This window comes from Actinomadura sp. NPDC048394 (assembly GCF_040651755.1).
In the GTDB taxonomy this organism is placed as follows: Bacteria; Actinomycetota; Actinomycetes; order Streptosporangiales; family Streptosporangiaceae; genus Spirillospora; species Spirillospora montaniterrae.
In genome coordinates, this window is the sequence record NZ_JBEZJL010000115.1 from 1 (window position 1) to 24749 (window position 24749).

23 protein-coding genes, 1 tRNA gene and 1 pseudogene are annotated in these 24749 nt (G+C 72.9%); 15 read left to right on the forward strand and 10 right to left on the reverse strand.

Annotated elements, in window-relative coordinates:
* Window positions 1-206 precede the first annotated feature (206 nt).
* Window positions 207-425, forward strand: a complete 219-nt coding sequence (locus tag AB0C78_RS46925; RefSeq protein ID WP_360761489.1) for a DUF2277 domain-containing protein — start codon at window positions 207-209, stop codon at window positions 423-425.
* Window positions 426-505: 80 nt separating this feature from the next.
* On the opposite strand, the gene AB0C78_RS46930 is transcribed toward AB0C78_RS46925, so the two are convergent.
* Together AB0C78_RS46930 and AB0C78_RS46935 are read right to left on the reverse strand one after the other, a co-directional pair.
* The gene (locus tag AB0C78_RS46930) at window positions 506-1129 is read right to left on the reverse strand and encodes a hypothetical protein (RefSeq protein ID WP_360761490.1); all 624 of its coding nucleotides are present in this window, start codon (window positions 1127-1129) and stop codon (window positions 506-508) included.
* Window positions 1130-1222: 93 nt separating this feature from the next.
* A complete protein-coding gene (locus AB0C78_RS46935; protein ID WP_360761492.1) occupies window positions 1223-2242 on the reverse strand; it encodes an aspartate-semialdehyde dehydrogenase in 1020 nt (339 codons plus the stop codon).
* Window positions 2243-2505: 263 nt separating this feature from the next.
* Here AB0C78_RS46935 and AB0C78_RS46940 point away from each other — a divergent pair, with 263 nt between their 5' ends.
* Window positions 2506-2823: a PspC domain-containing protein gene (locus tag AB0C78_RS46940; protein WP_360761494.1), complete on the forward strand. Its 318-nt coding sequence runs from the start codon at window positions 2506-2508 to the stop codon at window positions 2821-2823.
* Between the two features lie 123 nt (window positions 2824-2946).
* On the opposite strand, the gene AB0C78_RS46945 is transcribed toward AB0C78_RS46940, so the two are convergent.
* A complete protein-coding gene (locus AB0C78_RS46945) occupies window positions 2947-4281 on the reverse strand; it encodes an MFS transporter (RefSeq protein ID WP_360761496.1) in 1335 nt (444 codons plus the stop codon).
* A gap of 112 nt (window positions 4282-4393) precedes the next feature.
* On the reverse strand, window positions 4394-4735 hold the full coding sequence (locus AB0C78_RS46950; protein WP_151597989.1) for a metallopeptidase family protein: 342 nt from the start codon (window positions 4733-4735) through the stop codon (window positions 4394-4396).
* A gap of 31 nt (window positions 4736-4766) precedes the next feature.
* Here AB0C78_RS46950 and AB0C78_RS46955 point away from each other — a divergent pair, with 31 nt between their 5' ends.
* Window positions 4767-6506, forward strand: coding sequence for a metallophosphoesterase (locus AB0C78_RS46955; protein WP_360761498.1), 1740 nt, complete (start codon window positions 4767-4769; stop codon window positions 6504-6506).
* A 73-nt stretch (window positions 6507-6579) separates the two neighbouring features.
* Window positions 6580-6652, forward strand: a tRNA-Glu gene (locus AB0C78_RS46960).
* 52 nt (window positions 6653-6704) lie between these two features.
* Here the strand turns inward: AB0C78_RS46960 and AB0C78_RS46965 are convergent.
* From AB0C78_RS46965 to AB0C78_RS46975, 3 genes are all read right to left on the reverse strand, one after another.
* Complete coding sequence (locus tag AB0C78_RS46965) at window positions 6705-8870, reverse strand: bifunctional serine/threonine-protein kinase/ABC transporter substrate-binding protein (RefSeq protein ID WP_360761500.1); 2166 nt, start codon at window positions 8868-8870, stop codon at window positions 6705-6707.
* Between the two features lie 77 nt (window positions 8871-8947).
* Window positions 8948-9700, reverse strand: a complete 753-nt coding sequence (locus AB0C78_RS46970) for an LLM class flavin-dependent oxidoreductase (protein WP_360761502.1) — start codon at window positions 9698-9700, stop codon at window positions 8948-8950.
* 140 nt (window positions 9701-9840) lie between these two features.
* Window positions 9841-10344 carry a DUF1269 domain-containing protein gene (locus AB0C78_RS46975; RefSeq protein WP_360761504.1) on the reverse strand — a complete coding sequence of 168 codons (504 nt, stop codon included), beginning with the start codon at window positions 10342-10344 and terminating at the stop codon, window positions 9841-9843.
* A 189-nt stretch (window positions 10345-10533) separates the two neighbouring features.
* Here AB0C78_RS46975 and AB0C78_RS46980 point away from each other — a divergent pair, with 189 nt between their 5' ends.
* From AB0C78_RS46980 to AB0C78_RS46990, 3 genes are read left to right on the forward strand one after another with little or no spacing between them, the layout of a single operon-like run.
* On the forward strand, window positions 10534-12342 hold the full coding sequence (locus tag AB0C78_RS46980) for an alkyl sulfatase dimerization domain-containing protein (protein WP_360761505.1): 1809 nt from the start codon (window positions 10534-10536) through the stop codon (window positions 12340-12342).
* Between the two features lie 52 nt (window positions 12343-12394).
* Complete coding sequence (locus AB0C78_RS46985) at window positions 12395-13561, forward strand: acyl-CoA dehydrogenase family protein (protein WP_360761507.1); 1167 nt, start codon at window positions 12395-12397, stop codon at window positions 13559-13561.
* A gap of 18 nt (window positions 13562-13579) precedes the next feature.
* The gene (locus tag AB0C78_RS46990; protein ID WP_360761509.1) at window positions 13580-14125 is read left to right on the forward strand and encodes a TetR/AcrR family transcriptional regulator; all 546 of its coding nucleotides are present in this window, start codon (window positions 13580-13582) and stop codon (window positions 14123-14125) included.
* On the opposite strand, the gene AB0C78_RS46995 is transcribed toward AB0C78_RS46990, so the two are convergent.
* Window positions 14122-17694, reverse strand: coding sequence for a WD40 repeat domain-containing serine/threonine-protein kinase (locus AB0C78_RS46995; protein WP_360761510.1), 3573 nt, complete (start codon window positions 17692-17694; stop codon window positions 14122-14124). The two genes, AB0C78_RS46990 and AB0C78_RS46995, sit on opposite strands and share 4 nt — an antisense overlap.
* Before the next feature lie 491 nt (window positions 17695-18185).
* Here AB0C78_RS46995 and AB0C78_RS47000 point away from each other — a divergent pair.
* Window positions 18186-18383 (forward strand): annotated as a pseudogene (locus AB0C78_RS47000) (DUF397 domain-containing protein); the annotation flags it as partial.
* Here AB0C78_RS47000 and AB0C78_RS47005 read toward each other — a convergent pair.
* Window positions 18355-18933, reverse strand: a complete 579-nt coding sequence (locus tag AB0C78_RS47005; protein ID WP_360761511.1) for a dihydrofolate reductase family protein — start codon at window positions 18931-18933, stop codon at window positions 18355-18357. The pseudogene AB0C78_RS47000 and the gene AB0C78_RS47005 overlap by 29 nt on opposite strands.
* 227 nt (window positions 18934-19160) lie before the next feature.
* Between AB0C78_RS47005 and AB0C78_RS47010 the strand changes: the two genes are divergently transcribed.
* The 6 genes from AB0C78_RS47010 to AB0C78_RS47035 all read left to right on the forward strand — a co-directional run bounded on the left by AB0C78_RS47010 (window position 19161) and on the right by AB0C78_RS47035 (window position 23803).
* Entirely contained in the window at window positions 19161-19466 is a 306-nt protein-coding gene (locus tag AB0C78_RS47010) for a hypothetical protein (RefSeq protein ID WP_360761513.1), read from the forward strand.
* A 61-nt stretch (window positions 19467-19527) separates the two neighbouring features.
* The gene (locus AB0C78_RS47015; protein ID WP_360761514.1) at window positions 19528-20118 is read left to right on the forward strand and encodes a hypothetical protein; all 591 of its coding nucleotides are present in this window, start codon (window positions 19528-19530) and stop codon (window positions 20116-20118) included.
* 11 nt (window positions 20119-20129) lie between these two features.
* Window positions 20130-20771 carry a hypothetical protein gene (locus AB0C78_RS47020; protein WP_360761516.1) on the forward strand — a complete coding sequence of 214 codons (642 nt, stop codon included), beginning with the start codon at window positions 20130-20132 and terminating at the stop codon, window positions 20769-20771.
* A complete protein-coding gene (locus tag AB0C78_RS47025) occupies window positions 20771-21850 on the forward strand; it encodes an XRE family transcriptional regulator (RefSeq protein ID WP_360761518.1) in 1080 nt (359 codons plus the stop codon). Before AB0C78_RS47020 ends, AB0C78_RS47025 begins: the two co-directional genes overlap by 1 nt.
* A gap of 949 nt (window positions 21851-22799) precedes the next feature.
* Window positions 22800-23174: an STAS domain-containing protein gene (locus AB0C78_RS47030; RefSeq protein ID WP_360761520.1), complete on the forward strand. Its 375-nt coding sequence runs from the start codon at window positions 22800-22802 to the stop codon at window positions 23172-23174.
* Entirely contained in the window at window positions 23171-23803 is a 633-nt protein-coding gene (locus tag AB0C78_RS47035) for a GAF domain-containing protein (protein WP_360761521.1), read from the forward strand. Before AB0C78_RS47030 ends, AB0C78_RS47035 begins: the two co-directional genes overlap by 4 nt.
* Window positions 23804-23936: 133 nt before the next feature.
* Here AB0C78_RS47035 and AB0C78_RS47040 read toward each other — a convergent pair whose 3' ends face one another.
* On the reverse strand, window positions 23937-24164 hold the full coding sequence (locus AB0C78_RS47040; protein ID WP_151543932.1) for a hypothetical protein: 228 nt from the start codon (window positions 24162-24164) through the stop codon (window positions 23937-23939).
* Window positions 24165-24419: 255 nt separating this feature from the next.
* On the opposite strand from AB0C78_RS47040, the gene AB0C78_RS47045 reads away from it, so the two are divergent.
* Window positions 24420-24623 (forward strand): cold-shock protein, encoded by a 204-nt coding sequence (locus tag AB0C78_RS47045; protein ID WP_131944142.1) that lies wholly within the window; start codon window positions 24420-24422, stop codon window positions 24621-24623.
* The last annotated feature ends 126 nt before the right edge of the window (window positions 24624-24749 follow it).

A 24749-nucleotide genomic window follows, 5' to 3' on the forward strand; every position in this document is an offset into this window, starting at 1 on the left:
CTCCCACCGATATCATCCCTCCCCCCCATACACTCTTTCCCACCCCGACGCTCTACCGATCTGCCCCTCCCGCGCGGCCGCCGCTCCGGGCCCCGCCCCCCGCCGGGCCCCGGCGCCCCCCACCTCTGCTGGGCGCCGGGGCCCCACACGTCTCCCGGGTGCATCGGGGGTGCGGTTCTGTCGGGGGCGCGGGTCACAATGGGGGCATGTGCCGCAGCATCAAGACGCTCCGCCCGCCGTTCGCCGAGGACGTGACCGACCAGGACGTCCGGGCCGCCGCGCTCCAGTACGTCCGCAAGATCTCCGGGTTCCGCGCCCCCGCGTCCCACAACGCCGAGGCGTTCGACCGGGCCGTCGAGGAGATCGCGCGCTCCACCGCCGCGCTCCTGGACTCGCTGGAGGTCCGGGGCCGCCGCGCGAGCTAGCCGCCTGACCGCCCCGCCCGGCCGCCGCGCGAGCTAGCCCACCGGCCGCCCGCGCTGGCCCCGCGGACCGCCGTGCCCGGTCAGTTGTGGCAGTTCTGGCCGGCGAGGTCCAGCGCGAGGGACGTGACGCGCCCGCCCGCCAGCAGCAGGCTGTACACGGCCTTCGGGTTGCCGGGGACGGGGGAGGACGCGCCGTTCACGCCGTTCGCCAGCTTCGGGTAGGCGTGCTTGACCTGCGCCAGCGTGGACCCGACACCGATGCCCTGCGGGGTGCGCATGCCGCCGACGGCGAAGATCGAGACGATGCCGTAGCGCGCCGAGTAGTAGACGCCGACCGAGCCCTTCGGGGTGCGGCGCGTCCGCAGGTCGTAGCCGGAGCAGCCGTTCGCACCGGCGCGCACCTTCCCGACGAGCAGGCCGCTGCCGCGCAGCTGCTGCGCCGTCATGCCGAGCCGTAACGTCCCGTAGCCGAGCGGGCCGAGGGTCGCGGTCCGGTTCGGCGCGGCGGTCCGGCGCGGCACCGGCGGCCGGCCGCCGCCACCGCCGCCGCCGCCGAGCCTCGGGGTGCTGGTCGCGCCGATCGCGGGCGCCGACACGGCGGCCGTCCCGCCGCCCTTGGCGTCCCCGCCCCCGCCGCCCCCGCAGCCGGCCAGCAGCAGCGCCCCCGCCGCCGTCCCCGCCGTCACGATCGCCGAACGCCTCATCCGGACTCTCCCCCAAGAAACGATCACGTGCCGGCCCATCAGACGGAGCCGGCACGCGAACGGTTCAGTTTGCCCGGAATGCGGGATATGTCGCTACTGGGCGGCGACCAGCTCCGCGATCTGGACGGCGTTCAGCGCCGCCCCCTTGCGCAGGTTGTCGCCCGAGCAGAACAGCGCCAGCCCGTTCTCCACGGTCTCGTCCCGGCGGATCCGGCCCACGTACGTCGGGTCCTGCCCGGCGGCCTGCAGCGGCGTCGGCACGTCCGCCAGCACCACGCCCGGCGCGCCGGACAGCAGCTCGCTCGCGCGCTCCGGCCCGATCGGACGCTCGAACCGCGCGTTGATCTGCAGCGAGTGCCCGGTGAACACCGGCACGCGCACGCAGGTCCCGGACACCTTCAGGTCCGGGATCTCCAGGATCTTGCGGCTCTCGTTGCGGAGCTTCTGCTCCTCGTCGGTCTCGGCGAGCCCGTCGTCGACGATCGAGCCCGCCATCGGCAGCACGTTGAACGCGATCGGCCGCACGTACACCTGCGGGTCGGGGAACTCCACCGCCGCGCCGTCGTGGGTGAGCCGGTCGGCGTTCTCGACGACCTTGCGCGCCTGCTCGTGCAGCTCCGACACACCCGCGAGGCCGCTGCCCGACACCGCCTGGTACGTCGACACGACCAGCGCGGCCAGCCCCGCCTCGGCGTGCAGCGGCCGCAGCACCGGCATCGCCGCCATCGTCGTGCAGTTCGGGTTCGCGATGATCCCCTTCGGGCGGTCCGCCGCCGCGTGCGGGTTGACCTCCGCCACCACCAGCGGGACGTCCGGGTCCATCCGCCAGGCCGACGAGTTGTCGATCACGACGGCGCCCGCCGCGGCGACCTTCGGCGCCAGCTCCTTCGACGAGCCCTTCCCCGCGGAGAACAGCACGATGTCGAGGCCCGCGTAGTCGGCGGCCGCCGCGTCCTCGACGGTGATCTCGGTGTCGCCCCAGGGAAGCTTCCGCCCGGCCGAGCGGGCGGAGGCGAACAGCCGCAGCTCGTCCACCGGGAATCCGCGTTCCGCCAGGATGCGGCGCATCACGCCCCCGACCTGGCCGGTGGCCCCGACGATCCCGATCCTCATGCCGCTCCCTCTGCTCGTCCTGCGCTTCCCGTCCCGCTACCTGGGCCGACGAGTCTGCCGAGGCCCGGGCGGGGACGTCCAGTCATTAACCCTTCACACCGACTTTAAGCGGCGCTCAACGGACGCGCACACGCGCCCGCCTGTGACGACGGCGCCCCCGAGACCGCGGATTCCCGTCCCGGACGGCCTCAGGGACCGGCCTCGGGGGCGAATCAGGGCGGTTCCGGATGTCGCGCCGCCGCCGGGATGGGCATCATCGAGGCATGGACATGAACAAGGGCACCACCGAACGGCGGCTCCGCCGCACCCGCGACGGGCGCATGCTCGCGGGCGTCTGCTCCGGCGCGGCCGAGTTCCTCGGCGTCGACGCCAACATCGTCCGGCTCGTCTTGGCCGTCTTCACGGTCTTCGGCGGCGCGGGCGTGGCCCTCTACCTGGTCGCGTGGCTGCTGATCCCGGAGGAGGGCGCCGCGACGTCCATCGCCGAGGACCTGTTCAAGAAGGCCCAGGACAACCCGAACGTGCAGGACGCCGTCCAGCGCACCAAGGACGCGGTGAACAAGAACCGCACGCACGCCTGAGCGCGGCCCGCAGCGGAGCGCCAGCGGAGCGGAGGGCGGCGCTCAGGCGTGCCCTCCCCGGGGGTGTGGGGGTCGTCCCCCACAAAGTTGACCCGCCTGAGGGCACGCACGCCTGAGCGGGGCTCAGGGGGCGGGGGCGGAGCGGCGGATGCCGGGGAGGTCCTCGTCGCGGGACGCGGCGACCTCCACGGGGGCGGCCGGCTCGGTCATGCCGGAGATGACGCCGCCGCGGATCTGGTTCCAGGACAGCGACAGCATCGCGGCGACCGACAGGCCGATGACGCCGGCGAGCGCCACCACCGTCTGCGGGCCGAGGACCTGCGTCGCGGCCCCGGCGACGAGGATGCCGAGGCCCTGGCCGGCGAGGATGCCGGACTGGGCCAGGCCGAACGCCTGGCCGCGGCCGGACGGCGGCACCGCCGCGACGAACGCCGCGTTGGCCGCCAGCTGGTACGCGCTGCCCATCCCGGACAGCGCCCACAGCGCCAGGACCCCCCACAGCGGCGGATGGACGCCCGCGCCGACCAGCGGCAGGCACGCGGCCATCGACATCCACCCCATGAACCGCAGCCGGTTCGCCGGGCGGACGAAGCGGCTGAACAGGAACGCCCCGAACACCATGCCCGTCGGCATCGCCGACATCAGCAGCCCCACCGTCACCGGGCTGCCGTCGAAGGTCGCCGCGTACGGCGCCGCGAGGCCCTCGGGGACGACGTAGAACGCGCACAGCCACGCGAACGACACCAGCGACCGCAGCACCGGGTCGCCGAGCACCAGCCGCGCCCCGTCCCGCGTCCCGCGCCACAGCCCGAGCGACTCGCGCTCCCGCCGCTTCGGCGCGGCGCGCGGCCGCAGCCCGCCCACCAGGATCACCGCGGACAGGCCGAACGTCAGCGCGTCGATGGCGAGCGCCTCGTACGACCCGACGACCCCCACGATCGTGCCGCCCACCAGGGCCCCGAGCGTCTGGGTGCCCTGGTGCGTCATGTTGTTGATCGCCGACCCGGCCACGTACCGGTCGCCCTCCAGGACGTCCGGCAGCACGGCGGCGCGCGCGGCGGTGAACGGGGCGCCGAGCAGCACCGTCGCGAACACCAGCAGGCACAGGCCCGCGAACGGCATCTCGACCAGCGCCATCAGCGCGACCAGGCAGGCCCGCAGCACATCGCAGACGATCATCACGGTGCGGCGCGGGAACAGGTCGGCGAGCCCGGACAGCACCGGCCCGCCCACGATCGGCGGCAGGTACGTCAGCGCGTACGTGACGGCCGTCAGCAGCGCCGAGTCCGTGCGGTGGTACACCAGCACGGCCAGCGCGACCTGCGCCAGCTGGTCCCCGACGAACGACAGCGCCTGCGCCAGCCAGAGGGCACGGAACTCACCCACCGCGAACACCTCGCGGTAGGTGGCCTGCTCCTCCGCCGGACGCCGATGCCGGCCGGTCTGCCTTCCCGCCACGCACGCTCCAGTTCGGCTCGCCCAGGGTTGGACGACCCTCCTATTAACTCACGCTGCGTGGCAGTTATGTGACCTACCGTGCCCAAATATTGAAACGCGTCGCCGACGTGTCTCAATACCCCAGGTCGTGGAGCCGACGGTCATCGATCCCGAAATGATGCGCGATCTCATGAATCACCGTGATCCGCACCTCTTCCACGACGTCCTCCTCGGTGTCGCAGATCCGGAGGATCTCCCGGCGGTAGATGGAGATGTGATCGGGCAGGACGGCCCCGTACCAGTCACCGCGCTCCGTGAGGGGTACGCCTTGGTAAAGGCCCAGCAGGCCCGGCTCGGGTGCGTCATCCTCGACCACGACGACGACGTTGCGCATCTGCGCGGCCAGCTCGGCGGGGATGGTGTCGAGGGCCGCCCCGACCAGGTCCTCGAACGCCTCCCGCGACATCTCGATCACAGTGCCATTCTGCTCGACCGAAGGAGGATCGTTGCCGTTCCGGCCGACCGCCCTCGCCGCCCGGATCACCGCCCTCGCCGCACGACTGCCCCGCGCCGCGTCCGCCCGCACGGCGGAGCTCGCCGCCCGGTACCCCCGCGCCGCGTCCGTCGCGCACAGCGCGCGCGCCGGAGCGGGCCGCGCGCGCGCCGGAGCGGGCCGCGCGCGCGCCGCCGGCGTCCGCGCCGCCCGCAGCCGCTGGACCCGCATCGCCCTCACCATCGCCATCGGCCTCGCCGGCGGCTACGTCGGCCTCCTCGTCGGCGGCCGCACCGTCACCCCGGTCGGCCCCGCGAACGTCCAGCTCGTCCTGCACCCGTCACTGCACGGCGGGACCACCCTCGAACTGCCGCCGCTCGGCGCCGTCCACCTCGACACCCACTCCGGCCCCGTGTCCGTCGAGGCGCACCTCACCGACGTCCGCCCCGACCAGGCGCAGCGGCTCATCGAGGACGACTCGGCGCTCGACCGCGTCACCGACCAGATCGCCGACCAGATCCGGCACGGGGTGACCGTCCTGCTGATCCGCGCGGCCGTCCTCGCGCTGGTCTTCGCGTTCCTCGCCGCGCTGATCCTGTTCCGGTCCTGGCGGCGCGCCGTCGCCGCCGTCGGCGCGTCCGCCGCGGGCCTCGTCGCCGTCGCCCTGCTCGCCTGGACGACCTTCAACCCCGACTCCATCGCCGAGCCCCGCTACACCGGCCTGCTCGCCAACGCCCCCCAGGTCGTCGGCGACGCCGAGACCGTCTTCACCCGCTTCTCCACCTACCGCGCCAACCTCGCCCGCCTCGTCGGCAACGCCTCCAAGCTGTACGCGGCGACCTCGACGCTCCCGACCTACGAGCCGGACCCGTCCACCATCCGCGTCCTGCACGTCTCCGACATCCACCTGAACCCGACCGCGTGGAACGTCATCAAGTCCGTGAGCACCCAGTTCCACGCCACCTTCATCATCGACACCGGCGACCTCATGGACCACGGCAGCAAGCCGGAGGACAAGTTCGCCGACTCGATCTCCGACCTGAAGATCCCGTACGTCTACATCCGCGGGAACCACGACTCGCGGAGCACCCAGCGGGCCGTCGCGCGGCAGAAGAACGCGATCGTCCTCGACGACCAGACCCGCGAGGTCGGCGGCCTGCGCATCTACGGCGTCGGCGACCCCCGCTTCACCCCCGACAAGAGCACCCGCGACGACTTCGTCGGCTCCGACCAGGTCCGCGCCGAGGGCAACGTCCTCGCCGACAAGCTCCGCAAGTCCGGCACGACGCCCGACGTCGTCCTCACCCACGACCCGTCCGAGGGCGAGGCGTTCTCCGGCCTGACGCCCCTGATCCTGTCCGGCCACCTGCACGCCCGCCAGACGAAGCTGCTGCCGACCGGCACCCGCCTGTTCGTCCAGGGCTCCACCGGCGGCGCCGGCCTGCGCGGCCTCGAACACGAGGAGCCGACCCCCATCGAGCTGTCCGTCCTCTACTTCAACCGCGCCTCGCACCGCCTCCAGGGCTGGGACGACCTGCAGCTCGGCGGTCTCGGCCTCACCTCCGCCAAGATCGAGCGCCATCTCGAACCCGACCCGGACCGCGCGATCAAGCCGCAGCCCCCGGCCACCGCCCCGCCCTCGTCCCCGACCTCGCCGTTCCCGTCGAAGTTCCCGTCCGACTGGCCGTCCCGGAGCCCGTCCCCCACCACCTCGCCGACCTCGTCGGCGTCACCCACCCGCGAACGCGGGTAACCGTTTGCGCGCCGCCCCGCCACGTCCTCTACACTTGACCGGGTCGAGTGGCAACCATCTCTGCCACCACCGGGCCCCCTTCGTCTAGCGGCCTAGGACGCCGCCCTTTCAAGGCGGTAGCGCCGGTTCGAATCCGGTAGGGGGTACACACAGGATCGGCTTCGCTGGGCGCGGTTCGGCGGGTTCGGGCGTTTCGGGTCAGGCGACGGGCGCGGTAGTGGAGGCGCCCAGGCAGGTGAAACGGCCCCCTTTCACCTCGTAGGCGTAGCTGACGCCGTCGGTCAGGCCGCCCTGGGCCGTGAAGCGGATGCGCTGGGTCACGCCGGGCGCGTCGATGTTCCGCAGGTAGTCGTTGATCTGCGTGCCCGTGCGGCCGCCGTGTTCCAAGGCGCGCAGGACGGCCCAGGTCGCGTCGTACGTCTCCGGCGCGTAGAGAGCGGGACGGCTTCCCTTGTTGGCCTGGGCGTAGCGGGTCGCGAAGTCCGTGAAGGCTTTCGGCATCCGCGCGCCGCCCGGCGCGAAGCTCGAGCAGGGGCAGGTGAGGACCGCGCCTTCGGCCGCCTTTCCCGCGCCGGAGGCGAGCCGCGGGTCCAGCGACGGCAGGCCCAGGTAGAACCGCCCGCTGAAGCCCGCCGTCCGCACCCGCTTGAGCAGCGGACCGGCGGCCGCGGGGAGGCCGCCGTAGAAGACCGCGTCCGCGTCCAGCCCCTTCACGTCACTGATCACGGTCGTGTAGTCGGGCGGGCTCGTCCTCAGCACCACGACGCGGACCAGGGCGTCCAGCGCCTCGGCGCGCGCCCGGAACACGTTCGCGAGCCGGTGGGCCAGGGGCTGGGTGGTGTCGTCGAGCACCACCACCCGGGTTCGCGTGGCGAAGCGGCGGCGGCCCATCATCTCGGCGAGGGCGCTCACCGACGCGTCCATGTCGGGGACGACCGTGTGCCAGTACGTCCATCCACCGCCCGACGACGCGGAGGCCGGCGCCGCCGACGACAGCGCGGGGATGTGCTGGGCTTCGAGGATCGGCATGGCGCCCGTCGCCTCCTCGCCGAACCTGCCGACGACGGCGGCGGTCTTCAGCCGCGCCGCTTCCCGTCCGGCCGCCGCGTCCTGCGCGTCGGCCCCGGTGACGGTGTCGAGCCGCACGAGCTGGACGTGGACGGAGGGCTTCTTCGCATTGAACTCGTTCACCGCCTGCTGAGCGCCCGCCCAGACGCCCGCGGAGGCGGCGGCCTGCGGGCCGCGCATCGGCGCCATCACACCGATCTTGACGGTGCCCCCGGTGCGGCCGGAGCCGACCGTCCCGGCGGTACCCCGCGTCGTGCCGGTGGCGCCGTGCGCGGAGGGGCCGTCCGGGAGCTGCGAGATCCCGGCCGGGACGGCGATCGCGAGCGCCGCCGCCGCGGCTCCGGCCGTGATCAGCAGGCCCCGCCGCGACCGGCGCGGCGCGAGCTGCGGGGGCGGCGGGCCGTAGGCGACCTTGGTGAGCACCGCGGTGGCCGACGCCATGCCGCGTTCGAGGAGGTCGTCCGGCCGGACGCCGGGCGGCAGGTCCGCGCCGGCCATGCCGAGCAGCCGGAAGAGCACGTCGGCGCTGGTGGGGCGGCGGGCCGGGTCCTTGGCGAGGCAGGCGCCGGCCAGTTCCGCGAGCGGACCGGGCAGCGCGCTCACGTCGGCCTCGGCGTTCAGGACGGCGTTCAGCAGCGCGGGGATCGAGTCGCCCGGGAAGGGCGGCCGGCCGGTCGCGGCGAACAGCAGCGTGCCGCCCCAGGCGAAGACGTCGGCGGGCGGGCCCGCGGCGTCGCCCGCGACCTGCTCGGGCGCCATGTACGCGGGCGTGCCGACGACCTGGCTGGTGACGGTGATGAGGGACGAGTCCAGCGCGCGGGCGATGCCGAAGTCGATGACCCGGGGGCCGTCCGGCCCGATGAGGATGTTCGGGGGCTTGAAGTCGCGGTGCACGATGCCCGCGCGGTGGATCGCCGACAACGCGGTGGCGGTGCCGATGGCGAGGCGCAGCAGCGCGCCGGGATCGAGCGGCCCCCGGGCACGGACGAGCTCGGCGAGGGACGGACCGTGGACGAGCTCGCTGACGATGTACGGCCGGTCGCCCTGGACGTCGGCGTCCAGCACGCGCGCCGTGCAGAAGCCGCCGGCCCGGGAGGCCACCTCCAGCTCGCGCACGAAGCGCCGCCGCGCCTCGGGGTCCCGGCCCAGCCGGGCGTGCAGCAGCTTGACCGCCACCTCGCGGCCGTGCCCGTCCCGGCCCAGGTAGACCGAGCCCTGGCCGCCGTCGCCCAGCCGCCCGGCCAGGACGTACGGGCCGACCTGCCGGGGGTCCTCGGGCAGCAGCGGGTCGGCCATCGGTCCCTCCGGGGGTCGCACGGCGAACGATCATCGCACGCGGCGTCCCGGCGGAGGAGCCGTTTCGCCCCGGATCCCTAGGAGAGGAGCGCCGGGGCCAGGTGGACGAGGCGGTCGACGTCGGCGGTGAAGTCGTCGCCGGTCGCGGGGAGGAGGACGGCGTGGTCGGCGCCCGCGGCGAGGTGGTCCCGCACCTGGGCGGCGACGGCGGCGGGCTCGTCGCCGGCGTTGTGGCGCAGCCCGACGACGACGAGCTTGTCCGGGCCGAGCGTCCGGCGGGCCTCCGCGGTGAACTCGGGCGGCTGGCCGGCGGGGAAGGCGCCGTCGGCCGCGGCGGCGGCGAGCGCCAGCATCTTCGGGCCGTTCGCGCCGATGATCCGGGGATAGGCCGCGCCGGGCCCGGGCATCTGCGGGGGCTCGGCCATGGCGTCCAGGTAGGCCCGCATCGTGTCGACGGGGCGGCCGAAGTCGCGGCCGACGGCCGCCGCCTGTTCCGGGTAGCCGACGCCGAGGCCGAGGACGAGCCGGTCCGGGTACGCCTCGGCGAGGACGGCCGCCGCGCCGTGCGCGGTCTGCGGCGCCCGGGCCCAGACGTTGGCGACGCCGGTACCGAACGCCATCCGCTCGGTGGCCTCCATCAGCACGGCGAGCTGCGCGAACACGTCCTTGCCGCCGACCGGCTCGTTGCACCAGGTCGTCCCGTAGCCGGCGGCCTCCAGCCGCCGGGCGGCCTTGCGCTGCTCGTCGATCGGGATCCAGCGGGTGAACGGCACCGGCACGTACGTCCCGACCGGCCCGAGGGCCCGGCGGGCCCGTTCGACGTCGCGCATGGTGGTGGACTCCATTCGGGAAGCGGGTGCCGTGGATCCACCTTGCGCACGGACGACCTCCGCCGTCCAATCGCTGTTTCGCAAAGCGCGATACGCAGCAGGCATCACCGCACGTCAAGCGCCTTGCCAGGGTGAAAGGCTCAGGCGGGCTGGGGCGTGCGGGCCGCCTTGATCGCTTCGCGCAGGTGCTCCTCCTGATCGTCGGACAGCGACGTCTGGATGAGCCGGCCGCCGAACGGCGCCATCTCCGGGACGGCCTTGTCCGGGTTGCGCTTGTCGATCAGGACGAACACGGCCGCCGCGCCCGGCGCCAGGTGCTCGCCGAGGTTCCGCATGAAGTCGTCGTCGACGCCCGCGTCGGCCGCCGAGCCCAGGGCGGCGCCGGTGGCCCCGCCGATGGCCATGCCGAGCAGCGGCATGAAGAAGATCAGGCCGATGAGGCCGCCCCAGGCGGCGCCGCCGAGCGCGCCGCCGGCGGTCATGCTCCGGGCCTGGTGGAGTTTGATCTTGCCGTTGTCCTTGCGTTCGACGACGACCACGTCGGCCAGCCCGATGACGTGCTCCTTGTGCAGCTGGATGAGCTTGTCGCGGGCCCGTTCGGCGTGGTCCAGGTCGTCGTAGGCGACGGCGATGAGGTCGCTCATGGTTCCCCCCGGTCGATGGTTCGGCCGCCGGGGAGCGAGGACGCCCTCGTCCCCCGACCGTGGTGGGATGCCCCGAAAACTCCCTGTTGACTCGGGGGTTCATGGGCTCTTGGTGCATTTGTGGCACTGAGGTGATCCAGGCCAGGGAAGTGCTCGGGTACCGACGAACCCTGCCGTGAGGAGTTGACCGTGGCCGCGCTGCCGTCCCTGGACGACCGGACCGATTTCGAGAACGCGGACAAGGGGTTCGTCGGCACCGCGTCGCGACCGGAGATCGCGGACGGCGACGGCCGGGTCGTCTGGGACCTGGACGCCTACGCCTTCCTGGACGCCGCGTGCCCCGCGACGGCGAACCCGAGCCTGTGGCGGCAGTCGCAGCTCACCGCCAAGCACGGCCTGTACCAGGTGGCGAACGGCATCTACCAGGTGCGCGGGTTCGACCTGTCGAACATCTCCTTCATCGAGGCCGACACGGGCGTGATCGTCGTCGACCCGCTGCTGTCGGTCGAATGCGCGGCGGCGGCGCTGGAGCTGTACCAGGAGCACCGGGGGAACCGTCCGGTGACCGCGGTCATCTACAGCCATTCGCACGCCGACCATTTCGGCGGCGTCCGCGGGGTGGTGCCGCCGGGCGCGCGGATCCCGATCATCGCGCCGGCCGGGTTCCTGGAGCACGCCGTGGCGGAGAACGTCTACGCGGGCACCGCGATGAACCGGCGCGCGATCTTCATGTACGGCGCGGAGCTGCCCCGCGACGCGACCGGGCAGATCGGCGCGGGGCTCGGCCCGACGACGTCCACCGGCACGATCTCGCTGATCGAGCCGAACCTGACCATCACCGAGACGGGCCAGGAGGAGGTGGTGGACGGGGTCCGGATCGTGTTCCAGCTGACGCCGGGCACCGAGGCGCCCGCGGAGATGAACTTCCACATCCCGGACCGGCGGGCGCTGTGCATGGCCGAGAACGCGACCCACAACCTGCACAACGTGCTGACGCTGCGCGGCGCGCTGGTGCGGGACCCGCGTGTGTGGGCCCGCTATCTCACCGAGGCGATCGAGATGTTCGCGGCGGATTCCGATGTGCTGTTCGCCTCGCACCATTGGCCGACGTGGGGGACGCGGGAGCTGACGGATTTCCTGTCCGAGCAGCGGGACCTGTACGCCTACATTCACGACCAGACGCTGCGGATGCTGAATCAGGGCCGCACCGGAGCCGAGATCGCCGAGCTGATCGAGATGCCGCCCGCGCTGGAAAGGGCCTGGCACACGCACGGCTATTACGGGTCGGTCTCCCACAACGTCAAAGCGATCTACCAGCGGTACATGGGGTGGTTCGACGGCAATCCCGCGCACCTGTGGGAACTGCCGCCGGAGGAGTCGGCGAAGAAGCACGTCGAATTCATGGGCGGCGCGGAGAGCGTCATCCCCAAGGCCAGGGATGCGTTCGAGGCGGGCGAGACGCGCTGGGCCGCGCAGGTCCTCAACTACGTCGTGTTCGCCGATCCCGGGAACACCGAGGCCCGCGAACTCCTCGCCCGGGTCTACGACGAGCTGGGGCACGGCAGCGAGAACGGCACCTGGCGCAATTTCTATCTCCAGGGCGCCGCGGAACTGCGCGGCAACAAGCCGACGAACACGCTCGACAGTTCGTCCCCGGACGTCCTGATGGCGCTCAGCGTCGAGCAGGTCTTCGACTCCCTCGCCATCCGCGTGGACGGCCCGCGCGCCTGGGACACCCGGCTGACCATCGACTGCAACTTCACCGACCTCAAGGACGAGGTCCGGCTCAGCCTCGCCAACGGCGTCCTCACCCAGACCCGCGCGCACGACGGCACGCCCGCCGACCTCACCCTGACCCTGACCAAGCCGCAGCTGCTCCGGCTCGTCGCCACGCAGGACCTCGGCGACATCCAGGCCGACGGCGACCGCCGGGCCCTCACCACCCTGATCGGCCTGCTGGACGCCCCCGACCGCGACTTCGACATCGTCACGCCCTGACTCCCGGCACGGCCCGCCCGCACTGCCATACTTGGGAGTATGGTTCCGTACCATGGAGTATGGAGATGAGATCGTCCGCCGGGTGCGGGAGCTGGCGCCCGCGCTCGCCGCCCGCGCGCGCGAGGCCGAGGACGCGCGCCGCCTGCCCGACGCCACCATCGCGGACCTCGCCGCGTCCGGCCTGTTCAGCATGCTCGTGCCGAAGCGGTTCGGTGGCGCCGAGCTCGGGTTCGAGCCGATGGCGGCGGCGTGCCGAGAAGTCGGGGCGGCCTGCGCGTCCACGGGCTGGCTGTCGGTCATCTACACGCTGCACAACTGGATGGTGGCGCTGTTCCCCGAGCGGGCGCAGGAGGAGGTCTGGGCCGAGCGGCCGTACGCGCTGATCCCGTGCGTCCTCGCCCCGACCGGCACCGCCGAGCCGGCGGACGGCGGGCACCGGGTCACCGGACGCTGGTCGTGGGGCAGCGGCTCCATGCACGCCGACCACGCGATGGTCATGGGCCTCGTCACCACCGACGGCGCGATCGAGCCGCGGCTGTTCCTGCTGCCGCGCGCGGACGTGACCGTCCACGATGTCTGGCACACCAGCGGGATGCGCGGGACGGGCAGCAACGACATCGAGGTCGCGGACGTCTTCGTCCCGGCGCACCGGTCGGTGCCGCTGACGGCGCTGACCGAGGGGCGCTCGCCCGGGTCGCGCGTCCACCCGGCGCCGCTCTACCGGACCCCGCTCGTCCCGGTGTTCGCGCTGACCAGCGCGGCGCCCGTGCTCGGCGTCGCCGAGGGCGTGCTCGCGCTGTTCGCCGAGCGGATGCGGAGCCGGCGGATGGCCTACAGCGGCGAGCGGCAGCGCGACCTGATGAGCGGGCAGATCCGGCTCGCCACCGCCACCGCGGACCTCGCGGCGGCGCGGCTGCTCCTGGACGACGCGCTCCGGGACGTGACCGAGGCCGCCGCCGCGGGCGACGCGACGGGCCTGCCCCTCCGCGCAAGGGCCCGGCTTGTCGCGGCGCACGTGGCCGCCACGGCCCGGCGCGTCGTCAACGAGCTGTGCGGCGCGGCAGGCGCGAGCACCCAGTTCGCGGACTCGCCGTTCCAGCGGGCCCAGCGCGATGTGAATACGATCAGCGGGCATGTGGTCTTCGACCCGGACGCGGCGTACGCCCTCTACGGCCGGATCGAGCTGGGCATGGACCCTGGTCCGGTGGTCCTGGTGTAGCGGAGCGTGGGGAGCGCGATGACGGCCCGTACGAGGATGGCCAGGCGGGACTGGGTGGAGGCCGGCTACCAGGAACTCGCCCGCACCGGCGAGCGCGGCGTCGCGATCACCTCGCTCGCCGCCCGGCTCGGCGTCACCAAGGGCAGCTTCTACTGGCACTTCAAGGACCGCGGCGAGCTGATGCGGGCGCTCCTCGACCGGTGGGCGCACGAGCGGACCGACGAGATGCTGGACCTCGCCCTCGGCAGCACCGGCGACCCGCGCGAGCGGCTGCGCCGCATCCAGGCGCTCGGCCGCGAGATCGCGCCGGTCGACCGGGCGATGCGGCTGTGGGCGCAGCACGACCCGGCCGCGGAGGAGGCCGTCCGGCACGCCGACCGCGCGCTGCTCGGGCACATCGCCGCGTGCCTGGAGGGCCTCGGGTTCGGCGCCGACGACGCGCGGCTGCGGGCGCTGCTGATGCTGCGCTCGTGGGTCGGCGGCTACCTCGTCCCGTCCGGCGCGCCCGGCGTCGCCGCCGGGACGGACCCGGGCGACCGGATGCTGGAGATCCTGCTGAGCTAGCAGGTCTTCTCGTACGGGATGTCCTGCACGTACTGCTTCCATTCGCTTCGCGACAGCGGCCCGACCCGCTTGCAGAGGCCGTCCTCCAGCAGGCGCGGCGCGACCGTGTGCGTGACGAGCTTCCCGTCGTCGCCGCTCACGCTGTAGAGCCGGGTGCCGTCCGGGCTGAACGCCAGCGACTCGATCGTCGCGTCGATCGACGCGGAGGTGTGCCCGGTCAGCGGGAGCCCGAGCCGCCGCTGCCCCTGCACGTCCCAGAGGTCGATCTTGCCCTGCATGTCCGTCGTGGCGAGGAGCCGTCCGTCCGGCGAGAGGGCCGCGATCGGGGACTTGCCGTCGGGCGTCGCGACCGGGGTGCCGATCTGCTTGAGCGTCCGGACGTTCCAGAACGACAGCGACCGCCGGTCGGACCGGTCCTGCACGGTGACGAGCGTCCCCTGCCGGTCGACGGCCTGGACGGTTGTGGCGAGCGGGTTCGGCGGCGCGATCGTCTTCCCGGACGGGAACGCGACCACGCCGAGGTCGTTGGCGGACACGACGCTCTTCCCGTCCGCGCTCCAGACGATCTGCAGGTTCGGCGTGCTGTCGGACGCGCCGGTCCGTCCCGCCGCGCGCGCTTGGCCGAGCTGCCGTCCGGTCGAGGTGTCCCAGAACCGCAGCAGGGTCGCCCGCGGCTGGTCCTGGTTCGCGGGCGTCGCCGAGCCGCCGAGCGTCACGGTCGCGATGGCCTTGCCATCCGGCGAGAACGACGGCAGCGGCCGGGACGATGGCATCGCCGCAGGTCCGAGGTCGATCGCGGCGCGCTTCGTGCGCGACCGCACGTCCCAGATCTCGACCGTCCTGTCCTGCCGGAACAGCGCGAGCAGCCGGCCGTCCCCCGACAGCGACATCCGGTCGCCGCCGTACCCGTTCGTGTAGGTGATCGGGAGGGTCGTGCGGCGCGCCCGCTTCGCGGTGTCCCAGATCTGCACGCCGGTGGACGGCGACGGGTCCGCGGTGGCGAGCGTCGACCCGTCCAGGCTGATCGCCGAGTCCCCGTACGCCCGCGCCACCTGCACCGGACGCACGAACACCGAGACGTCGATGGACTGGACGCGCCCCTCGCTGTCCACGCAGCGCAGGCTCCGCCCGTCCGCGCTGAACCGGGTCGCGTTGCACATGTCGTCCGGCTTGTAGAACAGGTAGGGCGGCTCGGACGTGCCGGTGTCGGTGCTCCACAGCGCCATGCCGGCCGCGAGGAAGTTCCCGTCCGGGCTGAACGTGAACTCCGAGTCGAGGCTGTCGAACCCCTTCGGCGCCTTCAGCCGCGTGCGCAGCTCGCCCGTCTTGACGTCCACCACCGTGATCTCGTCCTTGAGGCCGCCGGCGTCGGTGGCCGCGAAGAACCGGCCGTCCGGGCTGAACCCGATCCTGGACGTCTCGGCGAGGTCCCGGACCTGGTCGGGCACCTTGATCCGCTTGAAGGTCGCCAGGTCCCGCCCGACGAGCCGCCAATGGCCGCCGTCCTTGGCCACGCCGACCAGGATCCTCTCATCCGGCGAGAAGATCGGGCCCGTGATGCTGAAGTTCTCCTTCGCGGTGAACCGCACCCGCCCGGTGGCCGTGTCGAGGACCTTCACCGTCCCGTGGTGCGTCGTGACGAGCCGCGCCCCGCTCGGGCTGAACCACAGCCCGTCTCCCATCACGTGCTTGAACGGCAGGCCCGTCCGCGCGCCGGACGTGGTGTCCCAGAGCGCCAGCGTGCCGTCCTTCTGCAGCGTGAGCAGCCGCTTGCCGTCCAGCGTCAGCCCCAGCCCGGCCACGCCCGCGCCCGCGACACGCAGCGTCAGCGCCTTCTTCGTGTCCGGGTCGCCGAGGATGACGGTGTTGTCCTTCCACCACGCGTAAGGCCCGGCCTTGTCGGGACTCAGCGTGTTCCAGTCCGTCCCGACCCCCGCCGGCCGGAACATCCCCTGCTCCCACTGCTCGGTCAGCGTCAGCAGCGCGTCCCGCGTCTCGAACGTGTCCCCCGCCAGCGCGGACGCGGCGACCGCGAGCCGCCGCGCCAGCACCGGATCCGTCCGGCGGAGCTGGACGGCCCGCGTCGCGAGCTGCCGCCCCACCGCCGAGTCCCGCTGCTCCGCCACCGTCGCGTTCGTCTTCCGCAGGCTCCGGCTCTGCACCGCGACCGCCGCCCCCGCGCACAGCGCGATCACCAGCAGCACCGCCAGCGTCGTCGTGACGGCGGCCCGCGTCCGGGCCCGATCCCGCGTCTGCCGGACCGACGCGTCCAGGAACGCCCGCTCGACCAGGTTCAACGTCAGCTGCCGCCGCCCGACCGACGCCCACGCCAGCGCCCCGTCCAGCGCCGACCCCTGATGCAGGTCCGCCGGCTTGCGCCCGTTCGCGTTCCACACCCGCGCCGCCCCCGCCAGCGCCTGCTGAGCCGCGAGCCCGTCGCTCTCCGCCCTCACCCAATCGGCCAGCCGCGGCCACGCCCGCAGCAGCGCCGGCGACGCGATGGAGATCGTCACATCATCCCGCCGGACGAGCCCGGCGCCGCAGAACGCGTCCAGCACATCCTCCAGCGCCCGCTCGCCCGTGATCCCGTCCACGAGGTCGCCCACCGGCACCGGACGCAGCGCCCCCTGCGCGTCCGCCGGCGCCGCGACCATCCTCAGCAGCACCCGCGGGACCGCCTGCTGCGCCTCCCACCCCAGCCGCCGGTACACCTGCTCCGCGACCTCCCCCAGCGCGGGCGGCAACGTCACCGACGGCGCCTCCCCGAGGCCCGCCGCCTTCGTCCCCGCCTCCAGCGCGTCACCGCTCACCCCGCTGAGCAGCCCGTCCAGCACCTCCTGCGCGCTCGGCCGCTGCTCGGGGTCCTGGTTGAGCGCCGCGTCCACGAGCCCCCGCAACGGCTCCGGCAGCGCATCCGTCTTCGGACGCTCGTTCAAGATCTGATGGTGCAGGGTCGCCATCGTCTCCCCGTCGAACGGCGCCCGCCCGTTCGCCGCGAACAGCACCACCGCCGCCCACGCCCACACGTCCACCGCGGGCGTGGCCCGCCTCCCCTGGAACAGCTCCGGCGCCATCCACCGCGGCGTCCCCTTCAGCGCCCCCGTCGCGCTGCGCGACATCTCGTCCGTCTTCGCGATCCCGAAGTCGATCACCCGCGGCCCGTCCGGCCCCAGCAGCACGTTCGCGGGCTTCAGATCCCGATGGATGATCCCGGCCCGATGGATCGACGCCAGCGCCGTCGCGATCCCGATCGCCAGCCGGTGCAGCTCGTCCGCCCCGTACGCCCCCCGCTCGCTCACCCACGCCTGCAGGTCCGGCCCGGGCACGTACTCGCTGACGATGTACGGCGGCACGCTGTCGAGATCCGCGCCGATGATCCGCGCCGTGCAGAACGACGCCACCCGCTGCAGCGTCGCGACCTCCTTCCGCAACCCGTTCCGCAGTGCCTCATTGACGGTGTCGACATGCAGCGCCTTGACCGCGACCCGCGCGCCCCCAGCGTCGTACCCCTCGTAAACGACCCCCTGCCCCCCGGCCCCCAACCGCCCGGCCAGCCAGTACCCACCCAACTCCCGAGGATCCCCGACCAAAAGCGGCCCAGCCATACCGACGCCCCTCCACCGACAAGGACGCCACCCCGCGCCCTCAAGGAGCCCCAGAATATACAGACACCCATGTCCTTTTGAGCCGCCCCACCCCCGATGTGCCCCACCGCATACCCCCGCTCCACCACCCGTTCGCTTCAGCGACTCCGCTGTTCAACCACACGACCACCCACCGTTCAACCCGCCCCACCAATGCGCGACCCACCGGATCGCCGCCCGCCACGATCCATGCGGGTCGCCCCGCCCCCACTCCCGAACCAAGAGACCTCGAAGGAGGACACCACCGCCCAATGCGTCGAGGTCGCCCGCCTCGAAAGAACCTTTGGAGTACGCGACAGCAAGCAAGCTCATATGTCGCCACACGACCGAGGAGTTCGCTGCGATGCTGCATCGGCTCTAGGGCATCAAGTGACAGCGACGGTGTGGCGTAAAAGCAAAACCAAAGCACCAACCAGGGTGGCGAGTGTGTCGAGGGCGCTGTGCACTCCAACGTCATCGGGATGCGGGACAGCAACGACCCCGACGGCGGTCAGCTGTTCTTGCTCCTGAGCTGTTCGCGGCGCTCGTCCGGCTGCTGGAGGACCTCGCCTGACGCAGCGGCGCCGCCCCAAATGCGGGGTGGGCTTAGGCGTGCAGGGTGGGGTGGTAGATGAGCTCCTGGATGTGGCCGTCGAGGGTCCGATGCTCGATCAGTTCCAGGTCGAAGTCGGCCGCATCCTGGAAGACCGGGTCCAGCCCGGTCTGACCGGTGATGACGGGGAACAGCGTCACCTGGACGCGATCGACCAGGCCGGCGGCCATCAGCGCCCGGTTCATCGACAGGCTCCCGTGCGAGCGCAACGGCACCTCCGACTCGTCCTTGAGCCGGGCGACGACGTCGACGGCGTCGCCGCTCACGACGGTCACGTCCGGCCAGTCGAGGGATCCTTCCAGCGTGGTCGACACCACGGTCGCGGGCAGGTTCCTCATCCGGGTGACCCATGGGTCGCGCACCTCGGACTCCTCGGTGCTCGATGCCAGCATCCGCGCGAACGCCCGGTAGGTGTTGGCTCCGAAGACCATTCGCTGCTCCTCGCTGTACAAGGCGAGGCGGCGGTCGAGGAGTTCGGGGCCTTGCTTGCCCCAGTAGCCCGTCCAGGCGCCGCCGGCGGCGCCGAAGCCGTCGAGGCTGGAAAAGACGTCGAAGGTATAGATGGCGGTCATAGCGCGCTCCCTCCAGTGCCGTCGATCACACGTCAGTAATGCGGACTGGCGGTCCTGTCGAAACTCATCGCCCTCGGACGAGTGGGCTCGTCCCGACCGTGGCCGTCTGTCTGGTGGGGAATTGCGGGTTTTGGGGGCGGGGTGGCGGGTGGCGGATCAGCATGGGGGGGGCAATGTCGGTTCGTGGGCGGGTGGGCCGTCCGGATGTCGCGGGATGGTGATGCGGTGTGAGTGAGGTTGAGGTGCCGGTGCAGGCGGTGGAGGAGCCGGTTTCGGAGGGGTCGTGGTTGGGGCGGGGGGTTGCGTTGTTCACGCCGGTGTTCGCGGTTGCGGCCGGGTGGTTGGCGGGGGTCGTCGCGCAGTGGGTGCCGGGGGCGCATCTGGACGAGACGCAGGTGACCTCGTTCATGGTGGCGGCGACCACGGCGGCGCTCGGGGCCGGGTGGAAGTGGTTGCAGGGGTGGCAGCAGCATGAACTGCTCGTCGCGGAGGGGAAGGCCGCCCCGGTGAAGACGCGGAAGGCGGTCAAGTAGGGGCCTGGGGCACCGCTGGGCCGGCTTCTTATGCTTGGGGCGGGTCGTCGGCCGGAGGGCGGTGGTCGGGTTGGTGTCGGTCGAGGAGTTGCGGGGGTTGTCGGCCGAGGAGCGGGCCGAGCTGCTGCGGGCGCTGATCGCGCTCGGGGACGAGGACCCGCTGGAGCAGCCGCGGTACCGGCGGCGGCGGGGGCTGGTGCTGGTCTTCCTGGTGGCGTGCTGTGCGTGGCTCATTCCGTGGACGGTCGTGCTGGGCCTCACGTTGCCGCAGCACTACACGTCCGGGCAGTGGAGCGTGGCGTGGATCGGGTTCGATGCCGCGTTGACGGCGGCGTTCGCGTTCACGGCCTTCGCGGTGTGGCGGCGGCTGCAGATGGCGATCCTCGGGCAGATCGTCACTGGGACGTTGCTGGTGTGCGACGCGTGGTTCGACGTGATGTTGTCGTGGGGGTCCGGCGAGTTCCCCATCAGCGTGGCGACGGCGGTGCTGGGTGAGCTGCCGTTGGCGGCGCTGTTCTTCCTGGGGGCGCGGACGCTGGTCCTGACGACCGTGCGGGCGCTGTGGGTGCGGGAAGGGCGGGTGGGGCCGGTGCCGCGGTTGCGGGAGGTGCGGCTGTTCACCATCGGACGTTCTGTCGGTGGCGGCGGTTAGGGTCCGTCGGTGTGAGCGAGGAGACGGTTGTCTGGGGGGAGCTGCGGGCGGGCGGGTTCCTGCACGGCGTGCGGGAAGCGCACCGGGAGGCGACGCTGGCCGTGTTCGGCGGGCTGAGCCGGGCGGCGGGGTTCACGGAGCGGTCGTACGGGGTGACCGCGTTCGATGTGCTGACGTCCTGGATCGACCGGGTCTTCGACGGGGACCACCGGGTGGTGCGGGACGATCTGAACGGGTCGCCCGGGTGGCGGTACGGGAAGTACCGGGTGCTGTTGAAGCGGCACGAGTTCGGGGCCGTGCGGAAGATCAGGTGGGACCGGGACAGTCCCACCAAGCAGGCGGTGGCGCGGCAGGAGTACGCGGACGACCGGCAGCTCGCGCTCGACATCGGGATCGGCGGCGACACGCCCGAGGTCGTGACGCTGGTCCTCGCGCACAGCGCGAGCGACGAGCCGCTGGAGATGGAGCTCTTCCTGGGACGTCCCCGGTGGAACGCCGACGGCGGGACGGCGTGGCACTGGGTCCGGGAGCTGGACGACGCGCTTGGGGGTGATCCACGCCGTAAGCTCGTCGAACGGACGATGCCGCTCTGGGACGACGAGGCCGACGTGCCCGTGCGGCTACGCGAAGAGACGAGCACTGAAACGGCATAGTGAACGATGAGCGAACGGCTCGGCGGGTCGCCGAGGCGCGGCAGCTGTTCGACTGCGAGCGGCTGACGCTGGCCCGGCGGCTCCGGGGGCTGCGCAAGAACCAGCTCGCGCAGGCCGTGGGGAGCACGCCGCGGGCGATCGGGCAGTACGAGGCCGGGGTGCAGCGTCCCGAGGACGCGGTGGTGTCGCGGCTCGCGATCGCGCTGGGCGTGCCGGTCGAGTTCTTCCGGGGCGGGCCCGGGGGCGTGTCGCTGGACGGGGCGCACTTCCGGTCGCTGAGGTCGACCAGCCAGATCGAGCGCGACCAGGCCCTCGCGTACGGGCGGATCGCGGCGGACGTGGTGGCGGCGCTGGAGGAGCTCGTCGATCTGCCGGTCGTGGACGTCCCGGAGCACGTGGTGCCGCCGGACGAGATCGCGGGCGGCGGGCCGGTCGAGGCGGCGCGGGTCGCGCGGAAGGCGCTGGTCGGGGAGCCGGGGCCGGTGCCGCACGTGGTGCGGACGCTGGAGGCGCGGGGCGTGGTGGTGCTCGTCCTGCCGGACGCGGCGGACCGGGTCGACGCGTTCAGCGTCGGGCTGCATCCGCGTCCGATGGTGTTCTTCAACCCGGCGAAGGCCGACTACTGGCGGAACCGGTTCGACGGGGCGCACGAGCTGGGGCACCTGGTGATGCACGCCGACGCGGAACCGGGCGGGAAGATCGTCGAGGACCAGGCGCACCGGTTCGCGGCGGAGTTCCTGATGCCCGCCGAGGACATCGCGGGCGAACTCCCCCGCACCGCCGACTGGGACCGGCTCGGCGCGCTGAAGGCGGAGTGGGGCGTGAGCATCGCGGCGCTGCTGTACCGGGCCCGGACGCTGCGGGTCATGGACGAGGGCGTGTACCGGAACGCGATGGGCACGTTGAGCTCGCGCGGATGGCGGCGGCAGGAGCCCGGCCCGGCGCGCGCGCTGGAGCAGCCGACGATGCTGACGCGCGCGCTGGAAATCGTCGCGGCGGCGGGCACGGACCGCGACGCGCTCGCCGAACGCGCCCGCGTCACCCGCGCCGACCTGGACCTGCTCGTCCCGCACCGCTGACCCCCGGCCCCCGGCGGCCGGCACGCACGTAACCCGCGCCCGCGACCTGGGCGAGCGCGATTACGCCGGTACGGACGGCCCGCGCCGCTGTCACCTGCGCCGGCGTGGCCTCTGCCGGCGACCTTCGCTGGTGTCCCCTGTCCCGGCGACCTGCGGTGGTGTGGCCTGCACTTGTTCGGCCTGGCAGCATGCGCGACCTGCGTTGGCGCGGGGGCGGGCGCTCGGGGGTGGGGTTCGGTTTCCGGCGGGCGGCGGGCTTGCGGCGTACAGTGGGGGTGAGCGAGGGGTCTTCGATGCGGGCGGCCAAGTCCGCGTCCCCCTGGTTCACCGATACTCGGTCTCCGAGGAGACCAGACAGGCCGGCGCACGTGACGCCGCACCACCGCCGTTCCCGCCCGCGGACGGGCGCCTCCCGCGCCGCGGCCCACACGCGCGCCGTCCGCACCCAGCCGGCATGCGGGCCTCCTGCGCCCCGGCCCGCGCGCACACAGCGTGCACGAGCCGCGGCCCGCACACGCGCCGCCGCCGCCACCGCCACCGAGCGACGCCACATGAGCGCCGTCACCGAGCGACGCCACACGAGCGCCACCACCGGGCGACACCACATAAGCGCCGCCACCGAACCACGCCACACGAGCGCCACCACCGAACGACACCACACGAGCGCCACCACCGGGCGACACGACATGAGCGCCGCCGCTGGGCGACGCCACATGCGTGCCGCCACGGGGCGACACCACATGCGTGCCGTTACCGAGCGACGCCACACGAGCGCCGCCACCGAACGGCGCCACATGTGCGCCGCCACCGAACGACGCCACACGAGCGCCGCCACCGAGCGGCACCACATGCGTGCCGTTGCCGAGCGGCGGCGTACGGGTGCGCCGGGGGCCGGTCGGCGCGCGGTCACCGGAAACCGGTATCCACAGACTTCGGATCGGAGATCCACATGCCCAGCCGTACCGCCTCGTCCGAGGTCGGGCTGAGCCGCGAGCAGCGCGGCGACCGCACCGTCATCGCCCTCGACGGCGAACTGGACATCGCCTCGGCGCCGTCCCTCCGGGAGCGGCTGCACGCGGCGCTGATCGACACCGGCCCGTACGTGGTGATCGACCTGTCGGGCGTGGCGTTCTGCGACGCGTCCGGGCTGGCGCTGCTCGTCGACGCCCGCCGCCGGGTCCGGCCGGGCGGGACCGTCGTGCTCGCCGCGCCGCGCCCGCAGCTGCTCAGGTTGCTGCAGGTCACCGGCCTCGACCGGGTGTTCACCGTGTACCGCTCCACCGACGCGGCGGAGCAGCTGGACGCCCGCTCGGCGGCCGCGTGACCGCGGAGGCCGGGCCCCGGGAGGAGAGCGGTCCGCTTCCGAGCGCGTGGGGCCCGCCGCGGGTCCCGCGGGACGCGGCGGACGAGCAGCGGTCGGCGGCGTCGTTCGAGCTGATGGCGGCGGTCATGGACGGCGCGCACCTGCCCGACCTGCTGGAACTCGTGGCGACGCAGGCGAGGGCGCTCGCGCACGTCCCGCTGGCGTTCATCGCGCTGCCGGTCGAGGACGGCCACATGCTCCGGATCGAGATCGCGGTCGGCGCGGAGGGCGAGCGGATCCGCGGGCTGACGGTGCGGCGCGGCCGGTCGATGCTCGGCCGGGCGTTCGCGTCGCGGCGGGCGCTGTCGGCGCGGATCGTCGACGACCAGACGCTCACCCGGCTGCCGTCGGGCCCGATCCTGATCCTGCCGCTGGAGACGGGCGAGACGACGCGGGGCGTGCTCGCCGTCCTCGGGCGTCCCGGCGCGCAGCCGTTCGGGCCGGGCACCGCCCGTCAGCTGCTGCTGTTCGCCGACATGGCGGCCCGGCTGGTCGAGCTCGCCGAGGAGCGCCGCGCCGTCCGGGCGGGGTCCGCCGGCGGCGCGCAGGCGCTCGGCGATCTCCGCCCGCCGTGGCGCGCGCGAGGGTGAACGGGCCGCGGCGCGGACGGCCGCCGGCCATGGGCGATCTTTCCCGCCGCGGCGGCGATGGCCGCGGATATCGCGATTTCGGCGGCGGGGAGCGGGTTTCGTGCGGTGTTTCCGGGCGGCGCGAGGGCCGGTTTCAGAGCTTGAAAAGCTTGGCGTAGGGGGCCAGAATCCGGACCTTGCGCGTTCCGAAGTCGACCAGGACGGCGCGTCCGGGCTCGACCTCCAGGACGCGTCCGAGACCGTACTTGTCGTGGGTGACCTGGTCGTCCGGGTCGAACTCCTTGGCGGGCGGGGCCGCGGCCGGAGGCGCGAAGGGACTGGTGGGCAGGTGTCGCCGCTTGGCGGGCCGGAAGGGTTTCATTCCTGCCAGTATGCGCCCGGCCGGACGTTTGCGGGGAGTCCCCCCGGCAGTTGACGGCAAAATTCGGTGACCCGGTTCCGTCCGCACTACCATGTGGTAGCGTACGAGAAGTTGCGGTTCCCATAGACATGTATGTGCGCCTGACGGTTCATCCTCGGGCGCATTTTTTGTTGTTCTGGATCTTCCGGATGGGCCATCGCGGCGCCGTGCCGCGCAAGGTGTGCGGCACGGGCACCACCCAGAAGGAGAAAGATCATGGCCACCGGTACCGTGAAGTGGTTCAACTCGGAAAAGGGCTTCGGCTTCATCGAGCAGGACGGCGGCGGCGCCGACGTCTTCGCCCACTACTCCAACATCGCCGCCCAGGGGTTCCGTGAGCTCCAGGAGGGCCAGAAGGTGTCGTTCGACGTCACGCAGGGCCAGAAGGGCCTGCAGGCGGAGAACATCGTCCCCGCCTGACCGGGGACCGGCGCGGCGGGCGCGCCCCCCGGGCGAGCCCGCCCCCCCCCGACGCTCCCCCGGGGGCCCCCCCCATAGGAAGAGGACACCTCTGTACTGAAATGACAGTAATGGGAATAGGGGGTG

Bases quoted from the DNA above. Each gene is read 5' to 3' on its own strand.
- AB0C78_RS46925 (WP_360761489.1), top strand. From the start codon at position 207: ATGTGCCGCAGCATCAAGACGCTCCGCCCGCCGTTCGCCGAGGACGTG.
- AB0C78_RS46930 (WP_360761490.1), bottom strand. From the start codon at position 1,129: ATGAGGCGTTCGGCGATCGTGACGGCGGGGACGGCGGCGGGGGCGCTG.
- AB0C78_RS46935 (WP_360761492.1), bottom strand. From the start codon at position 2,242: ATGAGGATCGGGATCGTCGGGGCCACCGGCCAGGTCGGGGGCGTGATG.
- AB0C78_RS46940 (WP_360761494.1), top strand. From the start codon at position 2,506: ATGGACATGAACAAGGGCACCACCGAACGGCGGCTCCGCCGCACCCGC.
- AB0C78_RS46965 (WP_360761500.1), bottom strand. From the start codon at position 8,870: ATGGCCGACCCGCTGCTGCCCGAGGACCCCCGGCAGGTCGGCCCGTAC.
- AB0C78_RS46970 (WP_360761502.1), bottom strand. From the start codon at position 9,700: ATGCGCGACGTCGAACGGGCCCGCCGGGCCCTCGGGCCGGTCGGGACG.
- AB0C78_RS46975 (WP_360761504.1), bottom strand. From the start codon at position 10,344: ATGAGCGACCTCATCGCCGTCGCCTACGACGACCTGGACCACGCCGAA.
- AB0C78_RS46985 (WP_360761507.1), top strand. From the start codon at position 12,395: ATGGAGTATGGAGATGAGATCGTCCGCCGGGTGCGGGAGCTGGCGCCC.
- AB0C78_RS46990 (WP_360761509.1), top strand. From the start codon at position 13,580: ATGACGGCCCGTACGAGGATGGCCAGGCGGGACTGGGTGGAGGCCGGC.
- AB0C78_RS47005 (WP_360761511.1), bottom strand. From the start codon at position 18,933: ATGACCGCCATCTATACCTTCGACGTCTTTTCCAGCCTCGACGGCTTC.
- AB0C78_RS47030 (WP_360761520.1), top strand. From the start codon at position 22,800: ATGCCCAGCCGTACCGCCTCGTCCGAGGTCGGGCTGAGCCGCGAGCAG.
- AB0C78_RS47040 (WP_151543932.1), bottom strand. From the start codon at position 24,164: ATGAAACCCTTCCGGCCCGCCAAGCGGCGACACCTGCCCACCAGTCCC.
- AB0C78_RS47045 (WP_131944142.1), top strand. From the start codon at position 24,420: ATGGCCACCGGTACCGTGAAGTGGTTCAACTCGGAAAAGGGCTTCGGC.